The sequence below is a fragment of the Saccharothrix longispora genome (assembly GCF_030852425.1).
Taxonomy (GTDB): Bacteria; Actinomycetota; Actinomycetes; order Mycobacteriales; family Pseudonocardiaceae; genus Actinosynnema; species Actinosynnema longispora.
In genome coordinates this window covers 310,804-323,410 of record NZ_NSDM01000010.1, presented here as the reverse complement: position 1 = coordinate 323,410, position 12,607 = coordinate 310,804, and the positions used below count along the sequence as shown (strand labels likewise).

Sequence of the window (12,607 nt, the reverse complement as noted above, 5' to 3'; positions counted from 1 at the left end):
TCCGTGCGCGCTGGGCGGCGGATTCACCCGATGTGATCAACCCCGGCCGCCTTATGCCGGCGCTAAGGCCACCCGAAGGTCCGTGACGACCGTGGTGCACGACCACCTGAACCGGTCTCCGGAGGGGAACATGAGGAAGCAACACGTGTCGGCACGAGCGGTGGTGCTGGTGCTGGCCGCCGCACTGGCGCCGCTCGCGACCACGTCGGTCGCCCGCGCGGAGGACCCGTGCGCCGACCGGCCGGCCACCGAACTGGACCGGCGCGGCGACTGGCGCTGCGTCGGCCTGGCCACCTACACCGACCCGACCGCCGAACCGGTGGCGCCCACGCTCGGCGACGAGGAGGCGGCGCGGTTGGACGTGGCCCGGCCGGCGGACTGGGAGCTGGGCGTCGCGGTCTCCCCCGACGGCCGGCTGTACCGGCAGACGGCGCTCGCCCCGCGCGGACCGGACGAGACCCGCCCGGTCAACCCGACCCCGACGGACGTCGTCCCCGAGGTCGGACCGCAGTGGGCGGACGGCGGGATGGGCACCCGGACGATCTTCGGCCCCGACGACCGGCTGCGGCGGTCGGCGACCACGAGCTACCCGTGGCGGGTGGTGGGGTCGATCTCCTCGCCGGGCGCCACGACGTCCAACTGCTCGGGTTCCCTGATCGGACCGCGCCACCTGCTCACCGCCGGCCACTGCATCCACCGGGGCAGCGGCGGCAAGGACGAGGGCTGGTACCCGAACCGCAAGGTGGCGCCCGGCCAGGACGGGATCGGCACGTACCCGAACGGGCTCAAGAACTCCCACTGGTACTTCAGCGTGTCCGGCTGGTTCGACCACGGTGACGCGGCGTACGACTACGCCATGGTCGTGCTGGAGGACCAGCGCTCCACCGCCGGCCTGGGCTGGTTGGGGTGGCGGTCCAACGGGCACTGGGGCGAGCACTGGACGGCCGGCTACCCGATCTGGTCCCACGACTGCGCCGACTCGCCGTCCGCCGACGGCCAGTGCGACAACCACCAGTACGGCGACAGCGACCCGACGTTGCTCGTGCTGTCCAAGCAGATCAAGACCCACGTCGACGTCCAGGGCGGGCAGAGCGGGTCGCCGGTCTACGAGCGGGACGGTGACGACCGGCGCGTGACCGGGGTCATCGCCTACCACGGCGGCAACTGGGCCACGCGGGTCACGGCGGCCCGGGCGAACAACTTCTGCGACTGGATCAACGCCCACCCCAGCGCCTTCGCCGGCCATCCCTGCGAGTAGGACCGGTCACCCGCGGCGCCCTCCCCGGCGGAGGGCGCCGCGGAACCGTCGTCGGCGCATCGGGGTGAACCGGGGTCGCGGTTCCTTGACCTCCGTCGAAGCCCTTGGCAATACTGGGTTTTCCGTCAACGAGAGGGCGCGATGAAATTCCTGAGGATGCTCCTGCGCCGCCGGCGTTCCACCGACTCCGGCTACTACGCCTACCCGGCGGTGTGAGCCGCTCCCGCCCGGACCGCCTCGACCGGTGGTCCGGGCGGAGGCGTGACCGGACGGCGGGCGGGGAGCGATGACCGACCCGCTCGACGCCCTGGCCTCGGCCGCGAGGTCCGGTGACGGCGTCACCCGGCTCGGACGCGGCGCGTGGCTGGTGACCGACCCGGCCGAGACCGAGCGCCTGCTGGCGAGCAGGGACGCGGTCACCGGCCGGACCGACCGTCCCACCGCTCCCACCTCGTGGGGCCCGGACGGCCCGGCCACCTGGATGGCGGTCCGCCGCGCCATGCGCCCCCTCTTCACCACCGCCCGGATCACCGCGTCCCTCCCGGTGGTCGCGGAGCAGGCCGGCGGGATCGTCCCGGGCTGGCCGTCGCCCGGTGTCGTCGACGTCGGGGACGAGACCGTCCGCGTGGTGTCCGCCGTCAACACCCGGCACCTGCTGGGCGGACCGTCGCGGGTGCTCCCCCCGCTGCTGGAACGGGAACTGCTCCTCGCGGGTCCCCGGCCCACGCCGTTCCGCCGGCACCGACTGCGCCGCGCCCAACGCGCCACCTACGACGCCGTCCGCGACGCCGTCCGCGACGACGTCCGCGGTCCACGCGCGGGCCTGCCGGCGGTCCTGCTCGGCCAGGGGTTCGACGAGCACGCGGTGACGCTGGCCCTGCGCGCCATGCTGCTGTCCGGCCACCACGTCCCGGCCACCGCGCTGGCCTGGGCCCTGCACGAGCTGTCGACCCACCCCGACGTCCAGCGGGACGCCCGCGCCGAAGCCACCGCGCACCCCGACCCGACGGCCGACCTGCCGCTGTGCCGGGCGGTGATCCGCGAGGCGCTGCGCCTGCACCCGCCGGTCTGGCGGCTGCGCCGGCGGTTGGCCGCGCCGGCCCGCGGCCTGCCCGCGGGCGCGGACCTGCTCTTCAGCCCTTACCTCAACCACCGCGACCCTGGCACCTGGTCCGAACCCGCCGAGTTCCGACCGCGGCGCTGGAGCGCCGACTTCCGACCGGCTCCCGGCAGCTACCTCCCCTTCGCGCTCGGCCCCCGCACCTGCCCGGCCTCGCACCCGGCCCTCGCGCAGCTGACCGTCGTCCTCGCGACCGTGCTGAGGACCCACCACCTCGTCCCCCACGGCTCGCCGACCCCCACCTTCGACGTCCTGCACGCCCCCCGCCGCCTCCGGCTGCGCCTGCTCCCGGTGTGACCCGGCGCGGTCAGGTCGCGTCCCCCCGGCCCGGCGCCGGGCACACGCCCGCCTCCGTCCACCGCTCCCGCAGGTCTGCGGGGATGTGGAGGGTGGTCGACTGGCCGTCGGTGAGGGTGCGGACGCTGCCCCCGAGCAGCAGCGCGCCGGCCTTGTCCAGGATCCTGGTGGCGAGGGCGCTGTTGTCCTCGGAGCGCTCCAGCGCGCGGACCAGGCGGGTGCCCGCCCGCGCGACGCCGGCCCAGGCCCGCGAGCGCGGCACCTCCATCCAGTCCGCGACCTCGGGGGCGACGACCTGGCGGATCATCGCGGCGACGATGCCGTCGAAGAGCTTGCCGGGGAACAGCTTCTCGTAGAGGGCCAGCAGGTCGCGGGTCAGGGACACCCCCTCGGGGGACGGCCCGTAGGCCACCTCGACGAGGGTGGCGCTCAGCTCGCGGGCCTCGTCCACGGACTCGGGCAGGGCCCCGACGGGGATGCCGAGCATGGCCCCGGTGACGCGCCAGACGTAGTAGTAGTCGGCGGCCTCCTGCTCGGTGACGGAGATGCCGATGCGCCGCATGCCCTCGAGGACCTGCACGGAGAAGATGAGCAGCGCCCCGACCATGTCCTGCTGGCAGACCGGGACGCCGTCGGCCTCGACGTCCCACCGGCCGGAGGTGGTGAGGAAGTGGCGGACGGCGGCGTGGATGAGGCGGGTCTTCTGGATGGTGGGCACGAACGCCCCGCCCCGGCCGAAGGCGTCGCAGCCCATCATGTTCATCACGAACTGCGACGTCTCGGACAGCCGCCGGTGCGGCTGGTTCAGCCCGTGGGTCAGGGTCAGCACCCGCGAGGCCCGGGGCTGGGCGTAGCAGTTGACCATGGCGCCGAAGGTCAGCACGGAGGCGACGTGCACGCCGTCGTCGACGAAGAAGTCGTACGCCCGCGCGATGCGGTCCAGGTCCGCCCACGGTGGCGGGTCGTCGGTGGCGACCAGGAACTCCCGCACCACCTCGGGCAGGTCAGCGGGGATGGGCTGGTCGTTGGCGCGGAAGTGCTCCAGCACGGCGTTGACCGCACCGACCCGGCCGGTGGCCACCAGGTCGGCCACCACGGCGTCCGCGAGGGGATCGCCGAGGAACTTCAACTCGTCCACCGCAGCGGCGTCGATCACGCAGCGCCCCCTTCACCGTCGGAAACACCCAGTCCACTCCGCGTCACCGCCGAGCGCCAGGCACACGATCCGGTGATCCCCGACCGGAGCGCGGCCCCGCTGGGTGGACTTTCCGCATCGGGCGGCCTCCGGGCGGGGCATCCGCCTCCGGCGAACGGGTGCACCCGCACAGGTGGACGCGGCCGGCGCGGAAGAATGCCGGGCATGGCCCACCCCGACGAGTTGGCGGCCCTGGACCTGCACCCGGTCTGGACGACGGCGGAGGACCCGGCGGGGGCGTTCGACCCGTTCCGCTTCGAGCAGCGGATGGCCGCCTACCGGCTGATGATCGACAACACCAACCCCGCCGAGCGGTTCGGCGCCGACAACCGGCGCAACCCGCTGTGGGGCCTGGCGTTCCAGCACCAGTGGCAGTTCCGCACCGGTCGGCTCGGCGCCGGCTGCCGGCAGGACGGCCGGATCGACCCGGACTCGCCGTGGGGCTACGGCAACTACGCGCTCTGCGTCGTGCCGTGGCTGGCCGCGGCCGCCGCCGGGGTGGTGCCGGCCCTCCCGGTCGCGGACCCGCCGGCCCGCTCGCGGTTCCGGTACGTGGTGAGCGGGGTCCTGCCGGACGAGTTCGTCGGCGCCGTGGACGACTGGCGCGCCTACTTCACGCTGGTGGGCGGGGGCGGCCCGGCCGACCCGGAACCGGCGCGCACGGCCCTGTGGAAGGCGCACAAGACGTGCCTGGACATGGTGGTCGGCGTGCTCGCCGAGGTCGACACCGCACCGTGGCCCGAGTTGGAGGTGGAGTTCCTGCGCGGCTGGTGCCGGATGGTCGACTACCTGTGGGCGGCGGCCTGGCCGACGGACTTCGACTTCATGACCGCGCACGGCCTCGACGTGCTGCCCGAGTCGGTGCTCGCCACGCGGGAGGACGTGCGCGCGCTGCCGGCCAAGGCCCGCGGCAACGTCGTGAACGTCCTCCGGCTGGCGACCACCCCGAGGTGGCGCTACCACCTGGACCTGCTGCTGTGGAAGCGGGTCATGCGCACCCGGGAGGCACGGGACCGCGTCCTGCCGCTGCTGGACGCGGTGTTCGACCCCCGCCCGGAGAACACCGCCGAGCGGCGCAGGCTGCTCGGCTACCTGCTGCGCCCCTGACCGGGCAGTCCGGGCGGTCCCGCCGAGGAGGTCCGGTCGGGGCTTCGCGGCGAACCGTGGTGCCGGGTCGGTGGTGCCCGGTACTTTGGCGGCATGCCAACGGTTTCCGCGCTGACGTTGTACCCGATCAAGGGGTGTGCCGGGGTCGTCGTGGAGCGGGCCGAGGCCACCCCGACCGGGCTGACCCACGATCGGCTGTTCGCCCCGGTCAAGCCGGACGGGACGGTCCTGTGGCAGGGCGAGGCGCCGCTGCTGGCCGCGGTCCGGGTCCGGGTGCTGCACGGGGGCGCGAAGCTCGCGCTGAGCGCGCCCGGCGCCGGCGAACTGGTGCTGGACGCGGAGGCGGACGGGCCGGTCCTGCCGGTGGACGTGGAGAAGTGGCCGGGGTCCGGGATCGACCTGGGCGACGACGTCGCGGAGTGGCTGTCCGGAGCGGTCGGCAAGGAGGTCCGCCTGGTGCGCGAGCCGGACCGGGCCGGCCGGGCCCGCGCCGGGGTCGACCCGACCGCGCTGCTGGTCCTCTCCCCCGCCTCGCTGGACGGCCTGAACGCGCGGATCGCGGAGCGGGGCGCGACCCCGGTGCCCATGGACCGGTTCCGGCCCAACATCGTGATCAGCGGCTGGCCCGAGCCGCACACCGAGGACCGGGTGGCCCGGATGGCGGTCGGCGGCGCCGGGATCGGCTTCGGCGAGTTGGCCATCCGCTGCGCGGTCACCCTCGTCGACCAGACGACCGGGGCGCGCGTCGGCCCCGAGCCGCTGCGCACCCTGGCCGACTACCGCCGCGAACCCGACGGCGTCAGCTTCGGCCTGAAGGCGGCCGTGCTCACCCCCGGCGTGATCGCCCTCGGCGACGACGTCACCGTCACCGAGTGGCGGCGACCCCGGTGACCGCCGGCGACGTCCGCCGGCGGCGGGGACCGCGACCGGCGACCGGAACGGCCCGGTAACCCGATCAGGTTCTCTTGGCGGGCTCACGCCCGCGCGGGCCCGGCGGGTCGCGCGGGGTACGTACGTTGCACCACGGCGGCCACGTTCCCGCGTGGCCCCGTCGTGCCACCGGGAGGACCCGCCGCGATGCCGCTGCCCTCGCCCGACCTCGTGCGCTCCGCGCCGTTCACCGTCCCCCGCCTGCGCCTGCCGTTCGACGCGCCGCCGACGCGGCCCGACGCCGAACCGCTGCGGGCGCGGGCCATCCGGTGGGGTGAGCGGCACGGCCTGATCGGCCCGCGGGGCAGCGCGCGGCTGGCGGGGACGTCGCTGCTGGGACTCGGGGTGGCGCTGGCCGGGACCGCGACCGGGGCCGGGGCGTCCGTGGTGGTGGACTGGTTCCTGTGGGCGGTGGTCCTCGACGACCGGGTGGACGACGGCCCGTGGGCGGAGGACGGGGCGCTCGACCGGTTCACCGCGGCGGTGGAGGCGATCACCGGCGGCCGGGGAGGCCCACCGGCCGACGACCCGATGCTGGCCGCGCTCGCCGACGACCTGTGGCCGCGCACGGTCGCGCTGGGCGACGAGGCGTGGGTGGAGCGGCTGCGCGGTCACCTCCTGCGCCACCTCGACGCCCAGCGGGAACTGGTGCGGGCGCGGGGCACGGCGGCCGACCTCGGGGTCGGGGACTACGTGCGCGTCCGGCGGCACGCCTTCGGCGCACTGGTGTTCTTCGACCTGATCGAGGCGGGCGACGACGCGGCGCACCCGGCCGCGCCCTGCCGGTCGGGGTGCCGGGACGCCCTGCGGGAGCGGGCGGCGGACGTCGTGTCCTGGACCAACGACATCCACTCCGTGGCGAAGGACGCCGTCCTCGGGGAGCGGTTCAACCTGGTGACGGTCCTCGCGCGGGAACGCGCCCTCGGCGTGCAGGGCGCGGTCGACGCCGCCCACGGGATGCTCGTGGCCGCCGTGGACGACTTCACCGCCGCCAAGCGGCGCCACGCCGCCTGCGGCTCCCGGGTGGCGGAACGGCTGGAGCAGGTGATGGGCGCGTGCGCGGAGTGGCACCGCACCGCCTCCCGCTACCACCTCCGGGCCGGCGGCCACGCGAGCGCGCACACCGGCGAGGTGACGCCGACCCTGAAGTCCCGGCAGTTCGAGGTCGACCCCCACCCGCTGTACGCGCTGCTGCGGACCACCCGCCCCGTCGCGTACGACGAGCCGACCGACACGTGGCTGCTGAGCCGGTACGCCGACGTCCGCGCCGCCTTGACCGACCCCCGGTTCACCAACGCCAACTACGGCTGGCAGATCGCCCCGCTCCTCGGGCACAGCATCGTGTCGATGGACGGCCGCGAGCACGCGGCGCACCGGGCGCTGCTCACCCCCGCGTTCCGCAGCAGGGCACTGGCCCTCATCCAGGCGTCCATCACCGAGGTCGCCGCCTCGCTGGTCGGGGAACTGCGCGGCGGCGACCGCGCCGACCTCGTCACCGCGTTCGCCACCCCCCTGCCGATCAGGGTGATCGCCCGCGTCCTCGGCCTGCCCGCCGACACCCCGGAGCAGGTCGACCGCGTGCGCGCCTGGACCGGGGTCGGGTTCTCCTACCTGGCGAACTACCGCCAGGACCCCGGTCTGCTCACCCGCGGCCCGGCCAACCGCGACGACTTCTACGACTACCTGCAACCCCACCTGGACGCCCGCCGCGCCCGCCCGGCCGACGACCTCATCTCGGCGATGCTCGCCTCCACCGTCGACGGGCGGCCGCTGTCCGACGAGTACGTCCGGGGCTGCTGCGCCGTCCTGCTGACCGCCGGCAGCGAGACCAGCACGGCCGGCCTGGCCAACCTGGTCGTCAACGCCCTCGACGAGCCCGGCGTGCGGGACGCCGTCCGCCGCGACCCCGCCGCCGCCGACCGCGCGCTCGCCGAGACCCTGCGCCGCGACGCGCCCATGCAGCTGGTCCTGCGCCAGACGTCGGAGGCGGTGGAGCTGCCCTCCGGCACCGTCCCCGCGCACGCGACGGTCGCCTGCCTGATCGGGTCGGCCAACCGCGACCCGGAGCGGTTCGACCGGCCCGACGACTTCGACCTCGACCGCGCCGACGGGATCGACCGCGAGTACAGCGCGGCCTCGTCCCACCTCTCGTTCGGCGCGGGCCGCCACTACTGCCTCGGCGCGCACCTGGCCCGCGCCGAGCTGACCACCGGCCTGCGCGTCCTGCTCGACGCCTTCCCCGGCCTGCGCCGGCCCCCGGGGCCCGCGCCCGCGCCGACCGGTTTCGTCAAGCGCTGCCCGCCGCGCCTGGACGTGCTGCTGTGAGCACGACCGGGTACGGCGCCAGCCACGTCGCCCACCACACCCCCGGCGAACACGCCCGCCTGGGCACCCTGGAGGCGGCGTTCGACCCCGGCACCACCCGGGTCCTGGCCGGCCTGCGCCTGCCGGAGACCGCGTCGTGCCTCGAACTCGGGGCGGGCGCCGGGTCCGTCGCGGCCTGGTTGGCCGCCCACCGGCCCCGCGGGCACGTGGTGGCGACCGACACCGACACCCGGTTCCTGCGGTTCCCGCCCACCGCGCCGGTGCGGGTCGTGCGGCACGACGTCGTCACCGAGGACTTCCCGCCGGGTTCCTTCGACCTCGTCCACGCCCGCGCGCTGTTGAGCCACCTGCCGGACCGCGACCGGGTCCTCGAACGCGCCGCGCGCTGGGTCCGCCCCGGTGGCCTGCTCGTCGTCGAGGACCTGTGCGTGCAGGTCGTCGACTCCTCGCCCCACCCCCTCCTGCGGAGGGTCGCCGAGGCCGGCGAGCGCCTCTTCCACACCACGGTCGGCACCGACCTGCGCTGGGCGCACGCCCTCCCGCGCCGGCTGCGCGGCGTCGGCCTCCGCGACGTCCGGGTGCGGACCACGCCGGGCACCGTCGGCGACGGCAGCGCCACCGACGCCTTCTGGCGGGCCACCCTCGACCAGTCCGTTCCCGCCCACCTCGCCGCGGGTCTCCTCGGACCGGGGGACGTCGAGGCCGTGCGCGCCCTGCTCGACACGCCCGGTTTCACCGCCACCGCCCTGACCATGGTGACCGCGTGGGGCCGGCGCGCGTGACCACGTGCACTCGGCCGGGTGAAACACCCGCCGCCCCGCTGCGCGGGTCCCGGTCCCGGGCCACCATCTGCGGGGATCGAGCCGGTCTACGAAGGAGAACGAGCTGTGACCACCACCGTCACCTCCATCCTCACCCGCAAGCTGAACCACATGTTCCGCATCCTGGACACCGATCAGGACGGCCACCTCACCGCGCGGGACATGCCCGCCATGGCCGACGCGCTGGCCGTGCCGTTCGCCGAGCAGCCGGAGAAGGTCGAGCGGCTGCGCGCGGCGCTCCTGCACATCTGGGAGGCGCACCTGGAGCGGATGGACGAGGACGGTGACGGCCGCCTGACCGCGGCCGAGTACGAACTCGGCGTCCGCACGGCCCTCGCCGAGGACGCCGACGCGCTCCTCGACTCGCTGAACGACACCGTCGCCGCCTGGTTCTCCCTCTTCGACGCCGACGCCGACGGCTACCTCGAACTGGAGGAGTACGTCCGGCTGGGCGAGGCGCTCGGCGTTCCGCCGCAGGACATGAAGACGGCGTTCCGCCGCCTCGACCGCGACGCCGACGGCCGCCTGCCACCCTGTGAGGTCCGCGAGGCCGTCGTCGAGTACTTCACCAGCGAGGACCCCGAGGCCGACGGCAACTGGCTCTACGGTCCCCTGTAGACGGCGGGCGAGGGGGTGGCGCGACCGTCCCGGGGGACGGGGAACGGGCGAGCCCGGCCGATCACCGGAGGATCGGCCGGGCTCGTCGGTGGAGCGGGATCAGGCGAGGTCGAACCGGTCGAGCTCCATGACCTTGGTCCAGGCCGCCGCGAAGTCGGCCACGAACTTCTCGCGGGCGTCGTCACTGGCGTAGACCTCGGCGAGGGCGCGCAGCTGCGAGTTGGAGCCGAAGACCAGGTCGACCGCGGTGGCGGTCCACTTCAGCTCGTCGGTGGCCGCGTCGCGGATCTCGTAGACGCCCTCCTCGGACTCCGACGCCTTCCACCGGGTGCCCGGCGAGAGCAGGTTGGCGAAGAAGTCGTTGGTGAGCACGCCGGGCCGGTCGGTGAGCACGCCGTGCCGGGTGCCGCCGTGGTTGGCGCCGAGGGAGCGCAGGCCGCCGACGAGGACGGTCATCTCGGGCGCCGTCAGGTCGAGCATGTAGGCGCGGTCGACGAGCAGCACCTCCGGCTGGAGCTTCTCACCGGGGCGCACGTAGTTGCGGAAACCGTCGGCGCGCGGCTCCAGCACCGCGAACGACTCGACGTCGGTCTGCTCCTGCGTGGCGTCGGTGCGGCCCGGGCGGAACGGCACGGTCACCTCGACGCCGGCCTCGCGCGCCGCCTCCTCGACGGCGGCCGAACCGGCCAGCACGATCAGGTCGGCGAGCGAGATCTTCGCGCCGCCGGCCTCGTTGAACTCCCGCCGGACGCCCTCCAGGGTCTCCAGGACCTTGGCGAGCTGCTCCGGCTGGTTGATCTCCCAGTTGCGCTGAGGCTCCAGGCGGATGCGGGCGCCGTTCGCGCCACCGCGCTTGTCGGTGGACCGGAAGGTCGCGGCCGAGGCCCAGGCCGTGGTGACCAGCTGGGTTGTCGTGAGGCCGGACTCCAGGACCTTCGCCTTGAGGGCGGCGATGTCGGCGTCGCCCACGAGGTCGTGGGCGACGGCCGGGACCGGGTCCTGCCACAGCTGGGGCTCGGCGACCCACGGGCCCAGGTAGCGGCTGACCGGACCCATGTCGCGGTGCAGCAGCTTGTACCAGGCCTTGGCGAACGCCAGCGCGAACTCGTCGGGGTGCTCCAGGAAGCGGCGGGAGATCTTCTCGTACGCCGGGTCGACGCGCAGCGACAGGTCGGTCGTCAGCATCGTCGGCTTGTGCTTCCTGGACGGGTCGTGGGCGTCCGGGATGATCTCCTCGGCGTCCTTGGCGACCCACTGCTTGGCGCCGCCGGGGCTCGTGGTGAGCTCCCACTCGTAGCCGAAGAGGATCTCGAAGAAGCGGTTGCTCCACTGCGTCGGCACGTCGGTCCACGTCACCTCGAGACCGCTGGTGATCGTGTCCGCGCCCTTGCCGCTGCCGTGGGTGCTCAGCCAGCCCAGGCCCTGCGCCTCCAGCGGGGCGCCCTCGGGCTCCGCGCCCACGTGGCCGTCGGCGACCGCGGCGCCGTGCGTCTTGCCGAAGGTGTGGCCACCGGCGATGAGGGCGACGGTCTCCTCGTCGTTCATCGCCATCCGGCCGAAGGTCTCGCGGATGAAGTGCGCCGCCGCGGCCGGGTCCGCGTTGCCGCGCGGGCCCTCGGGGTTGACGTAGATGAGGCCCATCTCGGTCGCGCCGACCTCGGGGGCCATCTCCGAGTCGCTGACGTAGCGCTCGTCGCCCAGCCAGGCGTCCTCCGGGCCCCAGAAGATCTCCTCCGGCTCCCAGACGTCCTGGCGGCCGAAGCCGAACCCGAAGGTCTTGAAGCCCATCGACTCCAGGGCGACGTTGCCGGCGAGCACGAGCAGGTCGGCCCACGAGATCTTCTGGCCGTACTTCTGCTTGACCGGCCACAGCAGCCGGCGCGCCTTGTCGAGGTTGGCGTTGTCCGGCCAGCTGTTGAGCGGGGCGAAGCGCTGACCGCCGTCACCGGCGCCGCCGCGTCCGTCGTGGATGCGGTAGGTGCCCGCGGCGTGCCAGCTCATGCGGATCATCAGACCGCCGTAGTGGCCGAAGTCGGCCGGCCACCAGTCCTGCGAGGTGGTGAGGACCTCGGCGATGTCGCGCTTGAGGGCCTCGACGTCGAGCTTGGCGAACTCCTTGGCGTAGCTGAAGCCCTCCCCCAGCGGGTTGCCCTTCGGGGAGTGGGCGTGCAGCACGGAGAGGTCGAGCTGGTTGGGCCACCAGTCCCGGACCGTGCGCGGGCGGCCACCCGTCTTCGGGGTCGGCGAGTCGATCGCCGGGTTCTCGCTCTCGCTGCCGTGCGCGGTCACGGAGTCGTGCGCGACCGGGCAGCCGACCGCGGCCTTCTGGTCGACGCCCTGCGCGCTGGAGGGCGTTGCCTTGGGGTCGGTCATGGACTTCCTTCCGACTGGCGGTTCATTGGCGGTGTGTCATCGGTCGAGCAGTCGGGGCAGGTGCCCCAGAAGACGACCTCCGCCTCGTCGACCACGTAACCGTCGTCGTTCGAGGCGGTGAGGCAAGGACTGTGGCCGACGGTGCAGTCGACGTCCGAGATCGCGCCGCAGGAGCGGCACACCACGTGGTGGTGGTTGTCCCCCACGCGCGACTCGTAGCGGGCGGTCGCACCGGCGGGCTGGATGCGGCGCACCAGGCCGGCGTCGGTCAACACCCGCAACACGTCGTAGACCGCCTGGTGGGACACCTTGGGGTGATCGACCCGCACCAGGGAGATCACCGTCTCGGTGTCGACGTGCGGGTGGTCGCGCAGCGCGGCGAGCACCGCCAACCTCGGGCGGGTCACGCGCAACGGGACCGCCCGCAGCTGCGCCTCGAAGTCGGACGTCACGCGAGAACCCTAAGACTGTTGTCTGGAACAAATCAAAATTACTTCCGTCACAACACTCTCCGCACACGAACGGCTACGCAGTCCCGAATCGTTGTGTTCACCGTGGATCGT

General features: G+C 74.1%; 10 protein-coding genes. 7 read left to right on the top strand and 3 right to left on the bottom strand.

The window, feature by feature from the left end:
- The first annotated feature begins 130 nt into the window (after positions 1-130).
- Together CKY47_RS23790 and CKY47_RS23785 are read left to right on the top strand one after the other, a co-directional pair.
- Positions 131-1,258 carry a trypsin-like serine peptidase gene (locus CKY47_RS23790; protein WP_306748240.1) on the top strand — a complete coding sequence of 376 codons (1,128 nt, stop codon included), beginning with the start codon at positions 131-133 and terminating at the stop codon, positions 1,256-1,258.
- Positions 1,259-1,544: 286 nt separating this feature from the next.
- Positions 1,545-2,675: a cytochrome P450 gene (locus tag CKY47_RS23785; protein ID WP_306748239.1), complete on the top strand. Its 1,131-nt coding sequence runs from the start codon at positions 1,545-1,547 to the stop codon at positions 2,673-2,675.
- A gap of 10 nt (positions 2,676-2,685) precedes the next feature.
- Here CKY47_RS23785 and CKY47_RS23780 read toward each other — a convergent pair whose 3' ends face one another.
- Positions 2,686-3,831, bottom strand: coding sequence for an oxygenase MpaB family protein (locus CKY47_RS23780; RefSeq protein WP_306748238.1), 1,146 nt, complete (start codon positions 3,829-3,831; stop codon positions 2,686-2,688).
- A gap of 204 nt (positions 3,832-4,035) precedes the next feature.
- Between CKY47_RS23780 and CKY47_RS23775 the strand changes: the two genes are divergently transcribed.
- From CKY47_RS23775 to CKY47_RS23755, 5 genes are all read left to right on the top strand, one after another.
- Positions 4,036-4,977 carry a Leg1-related protein gene (locus CKY47_RS23775; protein ID WP_306748236.1) on the top strand — a complete coding sequence of 314 codons (942 nt, stop codon included), beginning with the start codon at positions 4,036-4,038 and terminating at the stop codon, positions 4,975-4,977.
- Positions 4,978-5,070: 93 nt separating this feature from the next.
- On the top strand, positions 5,071-5,868 hold the full coding sequence (locus CKY47_RS23770) for an MOSC domain-containing protein (protein ID WP_306748235.1): 798 nt from the start codon (positions 5,071-5,073) through the stop codon (positions 5,866-5,868).
- Between the two features lie 186 nt (positions 5,869-6,054).
- Positions 6,055-8,232, top strand: coding sequence for a cytochrome P450 (locus CKY47_RS23765; protein ID WP_306748234.1), 2,178 nt, complete (start codon positions 6,055-6,057; stop codon positions 8,230-8,232).
- Positions 8,229-9,014, top strand: coding sequence for a class I SAM-dependent methyltransferase (locus CKY47_RS23760; RefSeq protein ID WP_306748233.1), 786 nt, complete (start codon positions 8,229-8,231; stop codon positions 9,012-9,014). The genes CKY47_RS23765 and CKY47_RS23760 overlap by 4 nt, the downstream gene beginning before the upstream one ends.
- 105 nt (positions 9,015-9,119) lie before the next feature.
- Positions 9,120-9,671 carry an EF-hand domain-containing protein gene (locus tag CKY47_RS23755; RefSeq protein ID WP_306748232.1) on the top strand — a complete coding sequence of 184 codons (552 nt, stop codon included), beginning with the start codon at positions 9,120-9,122 and terminating at the stop codon, positions 9,669-9,671.
- Positions 9,672-9,770: 99 nt separating this feature from the next.
- Here the strand turns inward: CKY47_RS23755 and katG are convergent, their stop codons facing one another.
- Complete coding sequence (gene katG, locus CKY47_RS23750) at positions 9,771-12,044, bottom strand: catalase/peroxidase HPI (protein WP_306748231.1); 2,274 nt, start codon at positions 12,042-12,044, stop codon at positions 9,771-9,773.
- Positions 12,041-12,496: a Fur family transcriptional regulator gene (locus CKY47_RS23745; RefSeq protein WP_306748230.1), complete on the bottom strand. Its 456-nt coding sequence runs from the start codon at positions 12,494-12,496 to the stop codon at positions 12,041-12,043. The genes katG and CKY47_RS23745 overlap by 4 nt, the downstream gene beginning before the upstream one ends.
- Between the last annotated feature and the right edge of the window lie 111 nt (positions 12,497-12,607).